The organism is Mycobacterium noviomagense, assembly GCF_010731635.1.
Taxonomy (GTDB): domain Bacteria; phylum Actinomycetota; class Actinomycetes; order Mycobacteriales; family Mycobacteriaceae; genus Mycobacterium; species Mycobacterium noviomagense.
Window position 1 is genome coordinate 2950896 of record NZ_AP022583.1, and the last position, 14030, is coordinate 2964925.

Consider the following 14030-nt stretch of genomic DNA (forward strand, 5'->3'; position numbering starts at 1 on the left):
AGATAACGACCATTTTGCTACTTATTCGTCACTTGGCGCATGTTGCGCAATCGGGCGCGTGACCCCGGCTTGGTCGCGGATTAGCACGTCGGGCAGCAAAACTGCTCCGACCGTTGTCACGAGCCAGACCACAAGCGTCGCGGCCACCCATGGCGCGATCCCGCTGATGCGCAGCCCGTCAGTAAATCCGGAGGCGAGAATCAGCGCGAGAAGCGTCAACGCCAAGCCGGTGCTGCCCAGCAGCAGCGAGGCGTATGCACGCGGCAACTTCAAAATCCACCATGACAGCACGGCCTGCGTGACCGCGAAAATCACTACGGCAGCGATGAACCCGGGGGCCGACAGGAAAACCCGCGGAACCACCCACGCCGCCACCAGCAATCCGACCGCCCAGGACGCCAGAAGCACAACAGTCCGCAGCAGGATCTGCCTCAGCTCACCACTCATATCAACTAAGCCTAGGTGTCTTGGTCTCACTTTTACGGCAGCGTTGAACGATCAAAACGTCGGTTTTAGTGGGGCGGCGGCGTGCGGTTGATCCCGGGTGTTTCGAGCGCCAAAAGGCCCAGCCGATCGGCTGGGCCTTTTGCTTTCAGGCGGGTCTTATTGCTCGCGCTGTTGGGTGGCCTTCTGGCGTTGCTCTTTGGCTTTGGCCTCAGCGCGCGCCTTTTCAGCCTCGGCTTCCTTGCGGGCGGCATCGCGGTGCGCCCTGGCCTTGTCCTGCTGCGCCTGACCCTCCTGGGACAGGTTGTCGCGGCCAGTGACCGTGCCTATGACCTCTTTGACCAGGCCTTTGACGCCCTCAACGATGCCCCGCACGGCTTCGCCGGGGCCACTGTTCTCACCCATGTATCTTCCTTTCCGCGTTAATGGCACGCCCTCGTGGCTTTGCGTAGGCGTACCGAGCTTTTCGCCCTCTTCTTGAGCGTCGCGCGGTTCTGCACGCTACGGAGTGGAAGGCGGTCGACACGGTCGCGACGCTTCGGTCACGTGCCTGCGACATCTTGGCCTCCTCTGCAGCCGCTATCCCCGACCGTCAGCGAGATTTCCCACCGCGGGCTGCCCGCAAACACATCGCCCGGCGATTACCGATACTCGTCGCGGTCATCCTCGACGACTTCATGCAGTTGTTCCTGCCAATCCATGGCATTGGCCTCCATGGGGACCTCGATGGGAATGTCGGCATGCGCCGGGCTGGTTGGCTCCGGCGCGGTTTCTTGGTCCTGCTCGACGGCGTCGGCGACGGGCGTCTCGTCGGTGCGTTCGGGCATCTGTGTCTCCTTTCCCCTGGCCGCCCTAGCCGAAACTGCGGCCCGGATCACTGGTTACAAACGACGGTGAGCGGGTATGAACTGTGCACGATGACGAACTCGCAGGCGGTCGGCTATGTCCTAGTGCCGTGGTCAGCCCATCATTGGGGACAGAATCACAAACGCGATGACATAGATACCTACCGCAACCAGGATCAAGACGACCAGCGTGATTACTGCTATCAGCGCCACGCGCCCAAGATTGCGCGTGCGGGCCGTGCCGGTTGTGTCGGCCTCGTCCATGCGGACCGCATACCCGGAGGTGGTCATGACTAACCGGCTCCGCCTTGGAGATAATCTCGGTCACACAATGCTGGGAGACCACATGGCCGATGCAGAAGCGCGCGGCGAAAAGCAGCAACGAGGCGACCGTGCGGTCGAACTCCGGGTCGCTGCGCGGCTGGAGAATTTGGCAGTGCTGCGCACACTGGTCGGGGCGGTTGGCACCTTCGAAGACCTCGATTTCGATGCGGTGGCCGACTTGCGGCTGGCGGTCGACGAGGTCTGTACCAGGTTGATTCGCTCAGCCACACCGGAGGCGACGTTGGTGCTGGTGGTGGACCCGCGAGACGACGAGCTCGTGGTGGAGGCGTCGACCACCTGTCAAACCTACGACGTGGTGACTCCCGGTAGCTTCAGCTGGCATGTCCTGACTTCGCTGACGGATGGCGTACAGACCTTCCGTGACGGCAGCCAGCCGGAAGGCGGGGGCGTATTCGGGATCACCTTGACCACACGACGGGCGGGCTCCACCAGGTGACAGCGCGAGCTGTCGGCGGTTCTGGTTCACGACAGAATGAGTACGCCGACGTTCCCGACCTGTTCCGTGAACTGGCCAGCCTCCCACCGAACTCACCGGAATTCCAGCGGCAGCGCGACAAAATCGTCGAGCGCTGCCTCCCACTCGCCGATCACATCGCCCGCCGATTCGAGGGCCGCGGCGAGCCGCGCGACGACCTCGTTCAGGTAGCGCGGGTCGGGCTGGTCAACGCGGTGGTCCGCTTCGACGTCGAAGCCGGCTCGGACTTCGTGTCGTTCGCGGTGCCCACCATCATGGGGGAGGTCCGGCGACACTTTCGCGACAACAGCTGGTCAGTGAAGGTGCCGCGGCGCCTGAAGGAACTGCACTTGCGACTCGGCACTGCTACCGCCGACTTGTCTCAACGGCTGGGCCGAGCACCTACCGCCACCGAGCTCGCAGACGAACTCGACATGGACCGTACGGAAATCGTCGAAGGACTGGTTGCGGGCAGCTCCTACAACACGTTGTCGATCGACAGCGGTGGCGGCGGCAGCGCGGACGATGATGCCCGCGCCATCGCTGACACCCTCGGTGACGTGGACACCGGCCTAGAGCGGATCGAAAACCGCGAGGCCTTGCGTCCGCTGCTGGACGCGCTGCCCGAACGGGAGCGGACGGTGTTGGTGCTCAGGTTCTTCGAGTCGATGACGCAGACCCAGATCGCCGAGCGGGTCGGCATCTCGCAGATGCATGTGTCCCGTCTGCTGGCTAAATCGTTAGCGAGACTGCGGGACCAGCTGGAGTAGGCGGCGCGGTTCGTCGGCGGCGGCCATCGCCGCATCCATTGACTCCGCGATCGGCAGCGCGTGCTCGGGGTCGCAGATCCGCAACAGCCGAGAAACCGCGCGACTGGGCACTACCGCCCAGCGCACCTCGGCTCCGGCGCAGCGCACATTGATCGTGTGCAGGGCCGAAAACGCTGCTGTCCCAAAGAATTCCACGCCGCTGAGGTCCAAGACCAGCAGCTTGGAGAAGGCGGCGCAGCGCTGCACGTAATCGGCGAGCTGACCGGCATTGGCGGCGTCGAGCTCGCCGTGCGCGGCGATCACGGCGGCCGACGGCCCCCAGTGGACGGTAAAACGCGCGGTGCGGTTTTCCCAGGGTTGAGACGGAAATGCGGCGTCTGCGCCCGCAGTCGCGCCCGCAGACCCTGCGGTCCTCACGACAGGCATAGGTGACTCCATCAGTCGACGAAAATTCGTGCTGTGGATCACGTCAATTAAGAGGGTCAATTAAGAGGATTGCCCCTTCGTGGCAGGGAGTTCGCCTCCCTGCACGTCATTGACGTTGTCCAGGCGGCTGTGAACTCAACCTGCCAAAAACCTTACTCGGACCGGGATGGGCCGACAACGCCTTCGCCGCGATTGCCCCGATTACCAGGAACGACGGCGGTCGCGAACCGCCGCACCGAGTCGGCGGCGGCTGCTGCAGCTGCGGTATGGCCCTCGCTTGCTCGGGTATCGATGGCGCCAGTCGCCGGGCTCAGCGTTACCTCGCCCAGCGATTGGCCCGTCGTCGCCTCACAGATCGCCCAGGTGTACCGGGTGTCCGACGACCAGTCATCGAGATGCAGCGCCCGCAGGTACCACCGCCCGGCGTTGATCTCGATAGCTTCCAAGTCCGGCTCCTCCCCATCGCTGCGCTCTGCATCGGTCGCCGGACGGGGCTCGATGTCCGGCTCGGCTACTTGATCTCCGCGAGAACTGTGCCCTGCGTGATCGCGGCCCCGGCCTCAACCGCGAGCCCGGTGATGGTGCCGTCCTTGTGCGCGGTGACCGGGTTTTCCATCTTCATCGCCTCCAAGACCACGACCAGATCACCGGCGCTGACTTCTTGGCCTTCTTCGACGGCGACTTTGACCACGGTGCCCTGCATGGGGGCGGTCACGGCGTCACCAGAGGCCGCGGCACCGGCCAGTGCGCCGCGCTTGCGTGGCTTGGGCTTGCGCCTGATAACACCGCTCTCGGAGCCGCCGCCGTTGGACAGCGCCAGGTCGGCGGGCAGCGACACCTCCAGCCGACGACCCCCGACCTCCACGACCACCTTCTGCCGCGGCCGGGCGTCCTCCTCGTCCAGCGGCTCGCCGCCGGTGAACGGCTCGATCGTGTTGTTCCACTCGGTTTCGATCCAGCGGGTGTGCACCGAGAAGCCGTTCTCGTCGCCGATGAACGCCGGGTCGCGCACGATCGCCCGGTGGAACGGGATCACCGTGGCCAGGCCCTCGACTTCGAACTCATCGAGCGCGCGGCGGGCCCGCGCCAGCGCCTCCTCGCGGTCGGCGCCGTACACGATCAGCTTGGCCAGCATCGAGTCGAACTGCCCGCCGATCACCGAACCGGTCTCGACGCCGGAGTCCACACGCACGCCCGGGCCGGACGGCGGGTGGAACTTCGTCACCGGACCCGGCGCGGGCAGGAAGTTGCGACCGGCGTCCTCGCCGTTGATGCGGAACTCGAACGCATGCCCGCGCGGCGTCGGGTCCTCGGTGATGTCGAGTTTCTCGCCGTTGGCGATCTTGAACTGCTGCAGCACAAGGTCGATGCCCGCGGTTTCCTCGGTGACCGGGTGCTCGACCTGCAGCCGGGTGTTGACCTCCAGGAACGAGATCAGCCCGTCGTGACCGACCAGGAACTCCACGGTGCCCGCGCCGTAGTAGTGGGCTTCCTTGCAGATACGCTTGGCCGCTTCGTAAATCTCCTTGCGCTGGGCGTCGGTGAGGAACGGTGCCGGCGCCTCCTCGACCAATTTCTGGTAGCGGCGCTGCAGCGAGCAGTCGCGCAGACCGGCCACCACCACGTTGCCGTGCTGGTCGGCGATCACCTGCGCCTCGACGTGGCGCGGCTTGTCCAGATAGCGCTCGACAAAGCACTCGCCGCGGCCGAACGCTGCGACCGCCTCGCGCACCGCCGACTCGTAGAGGTGCGGAATTTCCTCGATCGTGCGGGCCACTTTGAGGCCCTTACCGCCGCCGCCGAAAGCGGCCTTGATCGCGATCGGCACCCCGTACTCCTCGGCGAACGCGACCACCTCGTCGGCGTCCTTCACCGGGTCCGGGGTGCCCGGCACCAGCGGCGCCTGAGCCCGCGCAGCGATGTGTCGCGCGGTGACCTTGTCCCCGAGGTCGCGGATCGACTGCGGGCTGGGCCCGATCCAGATCAGGCCCGCGTCGATGACCGCCTGCGCGAAGTCGGCGTTCTCGCTAAGGAACCCGTAGCCGGGGTGGACCGCGTTGGCACCGGACTTCGCGGCGGCGTCGAGCAGTTTGCCGAAGTCCAGGTAGGACTCCGCCGACGTCTGACCACCAAGCGCAAACGCCTCGTCGGCCAGGCGGACGTGCGGCGCGTCGGCGTCCGGCTCCGCATACACCGCCACGCTGGGCAGGCCGGCATCCTTGGCCGCGCGGATCACCCGGACGGCGATCTCACCGCGGTTGGCGACGAGTACCTTGGCGATCTTCGAGCTGGCGTGACTAGGCACTGCGCCTCCTGTCTGAGGGTCTGTTCGGCGTCTCTAAGAAAATTTCTTACAAGTATGCCGGGGGAAGTTTAGCGGCGGCTGGCGGGTGGATCAGCCAGTGCCCCATTCGACTCGCGGAGGTGCCGCTTAATACGGGCCAGGATCGCCGACATACCGCGCAGCCGCAATGGGCTGATCAAGGCCGCCAGGCCCAGGTCGGCGTAAAAGTCGTCCGGCACCGCGAGGATGTCGGCCGCCGGTTGTTCGTCGAGACCGGTGGCCAGGATCGAGGCGAAACCGCGGGTCGTGGGCGATTCGGCCGGCGCGCTGAAATGCAGCCGCACGCGCTGCGGGTTGCTGGCGTCGACATGCAGGAATAGCGGGGTTTGGCATTCGGGCACTGGCTCCATCGCCGCTTCTTGGAGATCGGCGGGTATGGGCGGCAGCTCATTGGCGAATTCCAGCAACAGCTGCAACTTGTCTTGGCCCTGGACTTCAGCGAAGTCGGACACCACCTCAGCCAGCGGAGCGGGCAAGCTCATAGGACCGCTACTTCTCCCGGTTCTTCGCCGGCCACGATCGGCACCCGCACGGTGTTGCCCCACTCCGTCCACGATCCGTCGTAGTTGCGCACCTCGGGGATGCCGAGCAGATGCGTCAGCACGAACCAGGTGTGGCTGGATCGCTCACCGATGCGGCAATAGACGATCGTCTTGTCGTCGGGCTTGATGAAGCCGTAGATCTTCTCCAGCTCCTCGCGGCTGCGAAACCTGCCACTCTCGTCGGCCGCTCTGCCCCAAGGGATGTGGATCGCGGTGGGAATGTGGCCGCCGCGCAGCGCACCCTCTTCCGGATAGTCGGGCATGTGCGTGCGTTCGCCGGTGTACTCCTGTGGTGAGCGCACGTCGATCAGCGGCTGGGAACCCAGCGACGCGAGCACGTCGTCCTTGAACGCGCGGATCGGCCCGTCGTTGCGCTGCACCACCGGATAACCGGTGGAGGTTTTGCTCGGCACATCCAGGGTGGTTTCGCGGCCTTCGGCCAGCCACAGGTCGCGTCCGCCGTTGAGCAGCCGCACGTCCGGGTGGCCGAACAACGTGAACACCCACAGCGCATACGCTGCCCACCAGTTGCTCTTGTCGCCGTAGATCACCACCGTGTCCTCGCGGTGGATGCCCTTGCGGTTCATCAACCCGGCGAACTGCTCACCGTTGATGTAGTCGCGCACTCGCGGGTCGTTGAGATCGGTGTGCCAGTCGACCTTGACCGCGCCGGGGATGTGGCCGACGTCGTAGAGCAGTACGTCTTCGTCGGACTCGACAATCGCCAGGCCGGGTCTGCCCAGATTGGCTGCCAGCCAGTCGGTGGTGACCAGTCGTTCGGGGTGGGCGTAGCCGGCGAGTGTGGGGCTGGGATCTTCTGGCAGCGGCACACCTTGAGCCTACTCACGACGGCCAGCCGCAGGACAAGCGCCGAGATCGACACTGGCGCCTCGGCGATGGGGCGGGACTACCTCAGACGCTCAGCGCGACTTCGTACGCCACGGCGAAGCGTTGAGCATCGCGCGCCGGCCGAAACAATGCGCCGCCGTTGGGTGACCAAGTGACCACTCGCAGAAGTCGCTTGCCTGGCGCTAACTGTCTGCAGATGGCCTCGGCCAGCGCCACGCGAAGCCGTGCCACGTCATAACGGTCGATATCGGGCGATACCCGAATGTCCCACATGGTTTCTTCCACCGGCATCGCTCAAGTGTCGGGCGCAGGACCGGATAACCGCGCGAGCGCGTTCGGGGCGCCCCGCTTCGGTTGTGTTGCGGTCCTATTGCGATCTGGTCACGATCAACGCCGTTGCCACAGTGCAGCGACCGACAATCCGACGCGGCCCAGAAGCCGGCGCAGCAGGGGGAGACTCAAGCCGATCACGTTGGACGGGTCGCCGTCGATACTGTCGACGAACCAGCCGCCCAAGCCGTCGATGGTGAATCCGCCGGCCACGTGCAACGGTTCGCCGCTGTCGATGTAGGCGGTCAACTCTTCTGCGGTGGGTACACCGAAATGCACTGTGGTAGTGGCTGTTTCGTCGGCGTGCTGAATGCACTCACCGTCGAGCAGCCGCAGGATCGCGTGACCGGTATAAAGCTGTCCGTACCGGCCGCTGATAGCCTGCCACTGCTGGCGCGCCTCGTCAGCAGCAGTTGGCTTGCCGCACAACCGGCCGTCGATGTGCAGCATCGAATCACAGCCGACCACAACGCAATCCGCTGCAAACGCGGGCTCCAGGATGGCCGCAACCCGCTCGGCCTTGGCGCGGGCCAGCGCGCAGACAACCTGCGCGGGTGAGGCATTCGGGCCGAGCTCGGCAGTGACCGCGTCCTCGTCGACACCGGATACGCGCACCAGCGGTTCGATGCCGGCCTGGCGCAGCACCTTTAGCCGGCCCGGTGAAGCGGACCCCAGGACCAAGCGGGTCACCGCTTCATGTGGACCCGTTCCAGCAACGTGACGCGCTGCCAGCTGAAGACCGGGTACCGCAGCTTGTCGACGGGATGCCCCCACATGTTGCGTTCGGGCCGCGCAGGCTCTGCTGGGCCGCCACTTGCGGTGCCCAGCACCGCGATCAGCGCGGCGAGTTCTTCTTCGGTCGGGTTGCCTTTGACGACCTCGATGTGCGGCTCGTGCCCGTCGTGCTGCAGCTCGTGGCCTTGGCCGTCGTGCGACTCACTCATAGCGGTATGTTCCCGTGCTTCTTGGGCGGCAGCTGGGCGATCTTGCGTTCCAGCAGCCGCAGGGCGGTCGCGACGTAGCCGCGGGTGTGCGACGGCGCGATAACCGCGTCGACGTAGCCGCGCTCGGCCGCGATATAGGGGTTGACCAAGGTGTCCTCGTAGTCCTGCTGCAGCTTCAACCGCAGCGCGTCGACGTCCTCACCGTTCTTGGCTGCCTCGGCGAGCTGCTGGCGATAGACGAATCCGACTGCGCCGGAGGCGCCCATCACAGCGATCTGCGCCGTCGGCCAGGCCACCGCGACGTCGGCGCCCATGTCTTTGGACCCCATCACGCAGTAGGCACCGCCGTAGGCCTTGCGGGTGATCACGGTGATCTTGGGCACGGTGGCTTCGCCGTAGGCGTAGAGCAGCTTGGCGCCGCGACGGATGATGCCGTTGTATTCCTGATTAGTGCCCGGCAAGTAACCTGGCACGTCGACCAGCATGACGATCGGGATGTTGAAGCAGTCGCAGGTCCGCACGAAGCGGGCGGCCTTCTCCGACGCGTTGATGTCCAGGCAGCCGGCGAATTGGGTGGGCTGGTTGGCGACGATGCCCACCGGGCGGCCGTCGATGCGACCGAACCCGACGACGATGTTCTGGGCATAACCGTTCTGGATTTCGAGGAACTCATCGTCGTCGAGGATGCGGGTGATCACCTCATGCATGTCGTAGGGCTGGTTCGCTGAATCCGGAATCAGCGTGTCGAGTTCGAGGTCCTCTGCGGTGAGGTTGTCCTCGGTGGCGCCCTCGGGAATCGGCACGGCGTAGCGCGGCGGATCGGCGTAGTTGTTGGGCGGCAGGTAGCTCAACAGTTCACGAACCCAGTCGAACGCGTCCTGCTCGCCGGACGCGACGTAGTGCGCCGTCCCTGACTTGGCCATGTGCGTGTGGGCGCCGCCCAACTCCTCCATGGTCACGTCCTCGCCGGTGACCGTCTTGATCACGTCCGGGCCGGTGATGAACATCTGGCTGGTCTGGTCGACCATCACCACGAAGTCGGTCAGGGCGGGGGAGTAGACGTGGCCACCCGCCGCGGCGCCCATGATCAGCGAGATCTGCGGGATCACGCCGGAGGCCAGGATGTTGTTGCGAAAAATCCGGCTGTACAAGCCAAGCGAGACCACGCCTTCCTGGATGCGCGCGCCGGCCCCGTCGTTAATGCCGATCAGCGGCCGCCCGGTCTTGATCGCCAGCTCTTGCACCTTGACGATCTTTTCGCCGTAGACCTCGCCGAGGCTGCCGCCGAACACGGTGGCGTCCTGGCTGAAGATGCACACGTCGCGGCCGTCGATGGTGCCGTAGCCGGTGACCACACCGTCGCCGAGCGGACGCTTGGCGTCCAGCCCGAAGTTCGTGCTGCGGTGCCGGGCCAAGGCGTCGAGCTCGACGAACGACCCCTCGTCCAACAGCGCGTAGATGCGCTCGCGGGCGGTCAGCTTGCCCTTGGCGTGCACCTTGTCGACGGCCTCGACGCCGACGGGGTGCAGCGTCTCGTCGAGGCGCTTGCGCAGTTCAGCCAGCTTGCCGACCGTGGTGTGGATGTCGACGGTGTGCTCGGCAGCGGGTTCGGCGTGGTGATCGGTAGCGCTCGTCATGGCTGCCGATCTTAGCGGTCCCTTAAATTGCGATCCTAATCGCGTCGAGTGCGTTTCTAGGGCGGGATCTTTGCGAAAGTTCCGCCGTCAGCGCACAGTGGAAGCCCTGAGCTCACCCTCGAGGACCGACATGCCCCGCCCGCCATTGGATGCCGCAGCCGTGCGCGACGGCTTGGTCGGGCCGGGGCTGCCGTGGCGTCAGCTCGACGTCGTCGAGGAAACCGGTTCTACCAATGCCGATCTGCTGGCCCGCGTGGCGGCCGGCGAAGACATCGACGGGTGTGTGCTGCTCGCCGAATACCAGAACGCCGGCCGTGGCCGTCATGGCCGGCACTGGTTGGCACCGCCCCGCGCGCAGATCGCGATGTCGGTCGGCGTGAACGGCGCCTCGGTCGCCCGATCGGCGTGGGGCTGGCTGCCCCTGGCGACCGGGCTTGCGGTGGTCGACGCACTGGCCGCGGTGGCCGACGTCACGGCCGGCGTGAAATGGCCGAACGACGTGCTGGTCAACGACGGCAAGCTGGCCGGGATCCTGACCGAAGTCGGTGGCGCCGGGCCGGTGATCGTGATCGGGCTAGGGCTCAATGTGACCTTGACCGCCGACGAAGCACCGGATCCGGCCGCGACTTCGCTGGCGATGCTGGGGTCATCGATGACGGATCGAAACACGTTGGCGCACAGGATTCTTCGCGAGCTGGCTGGCCGTATCGATGCTTGGCGCACCGCGGCCGGCGCTGACCCGGCACTGCTCGCCGACTACCAGCGCCACAGCCTGACGCTAGGGCGCCGGGTCAAGGCCACGTTGCCCGGTGACCGTGAAGTGCTCGGCATCGCCCAAGCCGTCGACGAGATGGGCCGGCTGCTGGTCGACACCGGTGGACAGACCGTGGCGATATCGGCCGGCGACATCACCCACCTGCGGGCCGCGCACTGATGCGCTACCCCGACAACGTGCTGGCCGACGGCGAGCAGGTGGTTTTGCACCGCCATCCACACTGGAAGCGCCTGATCGGAGCGGTCACCGTGATCATCCTGGCGACCGGTCTGGCGTCCTTCGTCGCCGGATTCATCAACACCAAGCACTGGGATCCGAGCGCCAAGAACGTGATCTTCGCGGTCATCTGGGCGATCTGGCTTGTGGTCGTCGGGTGGCTGACGCTGTGGCCGTTCCTAGCTTGGCTGACAACGCATTTCGTCATCACCGACCGGCGGGTGATGTATCGGCACGGGGTGCTGACCCGCAGCGGAATCGACATCCCGCTCGCCCGGATCAACAGCGTGGAGTTCCGGCACGGCATCGTCGACCGGATGTTGCGCGCCGGCACGCTGATCATCGAATCGGCGTCACAAGAGCCGTTGGAGTTCTACGACATTCCGCGCGTACGGCAAGTGCACGCGCTGCTGTATCACGAGGTTTTCGACACACTCGGATCCGAAGAATCGCCCAGCTGAGCGAACCGGTTGCGGCGCGACCGCCACGCACGCAGCAGCGTGACGGTGCCGCCTTCTTCGATGTTGTCCTCGAAGACTTCGGCGATCCCGCCGGCGGTCAGCGCCGATTCCAGAGCCTTCTCCGAGCTACGACCGAACTCGTCGGGGAACACCCAGCGCCGGAAGGCCCAGAACCTGAAGGCCATCTGCAGCAGGTTGCCGATGATGTAGGCGGAGATGAAGTCGGCGATGTTCTCCACGGTCAGCGACACCGTCGGCACCCGCACCTGCAGGACATAGTGCGAGAACCACAGCGGCGCCATCGACAGCAACACGCCCACCCCGCTGAACGCGAAGAACAGCAGCGCCTCGTGGTGGCGTTCCCGGCCGCCGCGATGCCGGAAGCTCCACTCCCTGTTGAGGATGTACGACGCGATGACCGCGACGATGCCGGCGATGACCTTGGCGGTCACCGGCTTGGGCTCCAGAATGGTCAGCTTGAGCGTGTAGAAGGTCGCCGAGTCGATGACGAACGTGGTGGCCCCGACGATGACGAACTTGATCAGTTCGTGATGGCGTTCGACGTAGGACCGGACCACCCGCGGCAACCGCACGATCGTGGCATCGGCAAAGGACACAATGTCGCAGTCTACGTATTGCGGGCCACCGGTGCGTCGCGGTGCGTGTTAACGCCGCTAAATGCCCCGCTCAGCCGGTCATGACACGATGATTGCGTGCCCGGTACCCCCATCGCTGCACCGCTGGTCGCCATGGTCGGCGGCGGCCAGCTGGCGCGGATGACCCATCAGGCTGCGATCGCCCTGGGCCAGACGCTGCGAGTGTTGGCCGCCGCGCCGGACGACCCCGCCGCTCAGGTCAGCCCGGACGTGGTTGTCGGATCGCACACCGACCTGGATGACCTGCGCCGCGTTGCCGCCGGCGCGGATGTGCTGACCTTCGACCACGAGCACGTCCCCAATGAGCTGCTCGAGAAGCTGGTCGCCGAGGGCGTCAACGTGGCACCACCGCCGCATGCGTTGGTGCACGCCCAGAACAAGCTCGTGATGCGGGAGCGACTTTCCGCGCTGGACGCCCCGGTGCCGCGCTACGCCAGCGTCGATCGCCTCGACGACTTGGACGCGATTGACGCCTTTGCCGCTCGAGTCGGCGGTCCGATCGTGGTCAAGGCGGTGCGCGGCGGCTACGACGGCCGCGGTGTGCGGATGGCCGGCGACTTGGCCCAAGCCCGTGGCATCGCGGGCGAGTTTTTGGCCAGCGGCGTGTCGGTGCTGGTCGAAGAGCGGGTCGAGATGCGTCGCGAGCTCGCCGCGCTGGTGGCGCGCTCGCCGTTCGGTCAGGGCGCGGCCTGGCCGGTGGTGCAGACCGTGCAGCGCGACGGCATCTGCGTCGAGGTCATCGCGCCGGCGCCCGAGCTTGACGACGACCTCGGCGCCGAGGCGCAGCACCTGGCGTTACGGCTCGGGGCCGAACTGGGCGTCGTCGGGGTACTGGCGGTCGAGCTGTTCGAGACCACCGACGGCCGGTTACTGATCAACGAGCTGGCGATGCGGCCGCACAACTCCGGGCACTGGACTATGGATGGCGCCCGTACCAGCCAGTTCGAGCAGCACCTGCGCGCGGTGCTGGACTATCCGCTCGGCGACACCGACGCCACCGTGCCGGTGACGGTGATGGCCAATGTGCTGGGCGCCGCGCAAACGCCGACGATGACGGTCGACGAGCGGCTGCACCATTTGTTCGCGCGGATGCCGGAGGCACGGGTTCACCTCTACGGCAAGGGCGAGCGGCCCGGCCGCAAGATCGGGCACGTCAACTTCCTGGGCTCCGACCCTGCAGACGTGGCGAATCTTCGTGAGCGCGCCGCCCTGGCGGCACACTGGTTGTCACACGGGCAGTGGCTCGCTGGCGACGCAGAGCGCAGCGATGCTGAGGAGCGGCGCTAAATGCAAGACGGATGGGACTCAGATGGCTAACACGTCCCGGGTCGGGGTGATCATGGGCAGCGACAGCGATTGGTCCGTGATGCAGGACGCCGCCACTGCGCTCGACGAGTTCGAGGTGCCGTTCGAGATCGGCGTGGTCTCGGCGCATCGCACGCCCGGTTTGATGCTCGACTACGCCCGCGGGGCCGCCGACCGTGGCATCGAGGTGATCATCGCCGGCGCGGGTGGCGCCGCCCACCTTCCCGGAATGGTGGCCTCGGCGACGCCGCTGCCGGTCATCGGGGTGCCGGTGCCGCTGGCCCGGCTGGACGGCCTGGATTCGCTGCTGTCGATAGTGCAGATGCCTGCCGGGGTGCCGGTGGCGACGGTGTCGATTGGCGGTGCCCGCAACGCGGGCCTGCTGGCGGTGCGGATTCTGGGGTGCTCCGATCCAGGGTTGCGGTCGCGGATCGTGGCGTTTCAGGAGCAGTTGGCGCAGACGGTGCGAGCCAAGGATGCGGACCTCAAAAGCCGGCACGGTAAAGTTACCGGCCGGTAGCCCGGCGACGATGCGGGCCGGGCAGCGGCCCGAGGAGGAGCCGGGCAATCAAGCAGAGCCCGGCGACGATGCGGGCCGGGCAGCAAGCCCGAGGGATAGCCCGGGCAAAGCAAGCACTGCTCGGTTGATGATGCGGGCCGGACAGCGGCCCGAGCAGGGGCCGGGCA

Annotated in this window: 20 protein-coding genes; 6 read left to right on the forward strand and 14 right to left on the reverse strand. The window is 66.2% G+C overall.

All coding sequences use genetic code 11. The features are described from left to right. Window positions 1-21 precede the first annotated feature (21 nt). The 4 genes from G6N15_RS13785 to G6N15_RS22765 all read right to left on the reverse strand — a co-directional run bounded on the left by G6N15_RS13785 (window position 22) and on the right by G6N15_RS22765 (window position 1553). Window positions 22-447: a hypothetical protein gene (locus G6N15_RS13785; protein ID WP_083087111.1), complete on the reverse strand. Its 426-nt coding sequence runs from the start codon at window positions 445-447 to the stop codon at window positions 22-24. Window positions 448-603: 156 nt separating this feature from the next. Further along, window positions 604-849 (reverse strand): microaggregate-binding protein 1, encoded by a 246-nt coding sequence (mbp1, locus tag G6N15_RS13790; protein ID WP_083087112.1) that lies wholly within the window; start codon window positions 847-849, stop codon window positions 604-606. Window positions 850-1085: 236 nt separating this feature from the next. Continuing rightward, window positions 1086-1271 carry a hypothetical protein gene (locus tag G6N15_RS13795; RefSeq protein ID WP_083087113.1) on the reverse strand — a complete coding sequence of 62 codons (186 nt, stop codon included), beginning with the start codon at window positions 1269-1271 and terminating at the stop codon, window positions 1086-1088. Window positions 1272-1403: 132 nt separating this feature from the next. After that, window positions 1404-1553 (reverse strand): hypothetical protein, encoded by a 150-nt coding sequence (locus G6N15_RS22765; protein ID WP_170295377.1) that lies wholly within the window; start codon window positions 1551-1553, stop codon window positions 1404-1406. Between the two features lie 82 nt (window positions 1554-1635). Between G6N15_RS22765 and G6N15_RS13800 the strand changes: the two genes are divergently transcribed. Further along, window positions 1636-2070, forward strand: coding sequence for an ATP-binding protein (locus G6N15_RS13800; RefSeq protein ID WP_083087153.1), 435 nt, complete (start codon window positions 1636-1638; stop codon window positions 2068-2070). Next, window positions 2067-2858, forward strand: a complete 792-nt coding sequence (locus tag G6N15_RS13805; RefSeq protein WP_083087114.1) for an RNA polymerase sigma factor SigF — start codon at window positions 2067-2069, stop codon at window positions 2856-2858. Before G6N15_RS13800 ends, G6N15_RS13805 begins: the two co-directional genes overlap by 4 nt. Here the strand turns inward: G6N15_RS13805 and G6N15_RS13810 are convergent. The 9 genes from G6N15_RS13810 to G6N15_RS13850 form a co-directional block, all read right to left on the reverse strand. Further along, on the reverse strand, window positions 2829-3284 hold the full coding sequence (locus tag G6N15_RS13810; RefSeq protein WP_083087115.1) for an STAS domain-containing protein: 456 nt from the start codon (window positions 3282-3284) through the stop codon (window positions 2829-2831). The genes G6N15_RS13805 and G6N15_RS13810 overlap by 30 nt on opposite strands. 152 nt (window positions 3285-3436) lie before the next feature. Continuing rightward, window positions 3437-3730, reverse strand: a complete 294-nt coding sequence (locus tag G6N15_RS13815) for a hypothetical protein (RefSeq protein WP_083087116.1) — start codon at window positions 3728-3730, stop codon at window positions 3437-3439. Window positions 3731-3795: 65 nt separating this feature from the next. Next, window positions 3796-5589: an acetyl/propionyl/methylcrotonyl-CoA carboxylase subunit alpha gene (locus G6N15_RS13820; RefSeq protein ID WP_083087117.1), complete on the reverse strand. Its 1794-nt coding sequence runs from the start codon at window positions 5587-5589 to the stop codon at window positions 3796-3798. Window positions 5590-5657: 68 nt separating this feature from the next. Continuing rightward, window positions 5658-6110 carry a SufE family protein gene (locus G6N15_RS13825; protein WP_083087118.1) on the reverse strand — a complete coding sequence of 151 codons (453 nt, stop codon included), beginning with the start codon at window positions 6108-6110 and terminating at the stop codon, window positions 5658-5660. Then, window positions 6107-7000 (reverse strand): sulfurtransferase, encoded by an 894-nt coding sequence (locus G6N15_RS13830; protein WP_083087119.1) that lies wholly within the window; start codon window positions 6998-7000, stop codon window positions 6107-6109. The genes G6N15_RS13825 and G6N15_RS13830 overlap by 4 nt, the downstream gene beginning before the upstream one ends. Window positions 7001-7082: 82 nt before the next feature. Continuing rightward, window positions 7083-7310, reverse strand: coding sequence for a hypothetical protein (locus G6N15_RS13835; protein ID WP_232070231.1), 228 nt, complete (start codon window positions 7308-7310; stop codon window positions 7083-7085). A gap of 96 nt (window positions 7311-7406) precedes the next feature. Continuing rightward, window positions 7407-8039 (reverse strand): nucleoside triphosphate pyrophosphatase, encoded by a 633-nt coding sequence (locus G6N15_RS13840; protein ID WP_083087120.1) that lies wholly within the window; start codon window positions 8037-8039, stop codon window positions 7407-7409. Beyond that, window positions 8036-8293 carry an acyl-CoA carboxylase subunit epsilon gene (locus tag G6N15_RS13845; RefSeq protein WP_083087121.1) on the reverse strand — a complete coding sequence of 86 codons (258 nt, stop codon included), beginning with the start codon at window positions 8291-8293 and terminating at the stop codon, window positions 8036-8038. The genes G6N15_RS13840 and G6N15_RS13845 overlap by 4 nt, the downstream gene beginning before the upstream one ends. Continuing rightward, window positions 8290-9930: an acyl-CoA carboxylase subunit beta gene (locus G6N15_RS13850; protein ID WP_083087122.1), complete on the reverse strand. Its 1641-nt coding sequence runs from the start codon at window positions 9928-9930 to the stop codon at window positions 8290-8292. Before G6N15_RS13850 ends, G6N15_RS13845 begins: the two co-directional genes overlap by 4 nt. Before the next feature lie 130 nt (window positions 9931-10060). Between G6N15_RS13850 and G6N15_RS13855 the strand changes: the two genes are divergently transcribed. Together G6N15_RS13855 and G6N15_RS13860 are read left to right on the forward strand one after the other, a co-directional pair. Continuing rightward, window positions 10061-10864 carry a biotin--[acetyl-CoA-carboxylase] ligase gene (locus G6N15_RS13855; RefSeq protein ID WP_083087123.1) on the forward strand — a complete coding sequence of 268 codons (804 nt, stop codon included), beginning with the start codon at window positions 10061-10063 and terminating at the stop codon, window positions 10862-10864. Next, window positions 10864-11382, forward strand: a complete 519-nt coding sequence (locus G6N15_RS13860) for a PH domain-containing protein (RefSeq protein WP_083087124.1) — start codon at window positions 10864-10866, stop codon at window positions 11380-11382. Before G6N15_RS13855 ends, G6N15_RS13860 begins: the two co-directional genes overlap by 1 nt. Here G6N15_RS13860 and G6N15_RS13865 read toward each other — a convergent pair. Further along, window positions 11337-11999, reverse strand: a complete 663-nt coding sequence (locus tag G6N15_RS13865; RefSeq protein ID WP_083087125.1) for a GtrA family protein — start codon at window positions 11997-11999, stop codon at window positions 11337-11339. The two genes, G6N15_RS13860 and G6N15_RS13865, sit on opposite strands and share 46 nt — an antisense overlap. A gap of 96 nt (window positions 12000-12095) precedes the next feature. On the opposite strand from G6N15_RS13865, the gene G6N15_RS13870 reads away from it, so the two are divergent. Together G6N15_RS13870 and purE are read left to right on the forward strand one after the other, a co-directional pair. Beyond that, window positions 12096-13325, forward strand: a complete 1230-nt coding sequence (locus G6N15_RS13870) for a 5-(carboxyamino)imidazole ribonucleotide synthase (protein ID WP_083087126.1) — start codon at window positions 12096-12098, stop codon at window positions 13323-13325. Beyond that, the gene (gene purE, locus G6N15_RS13875) at window positions 13306-13863 is read left to right on the forward strand and encodes a 5-(carboxyamino)imidazole ribonucleotide mutase (RefSeq protein WP_372506512.1); all 558 of its coding nucleotides are present in this window, start codon (window positions 13306-13308) and stop codon (window positions 13861-13863) included. Before G6N15_RS13870 ends, purE begins: the two co-directional genes overlap by 20 nt. Window positions 13864-14030 lie beyond the last annotated feature (167 nt).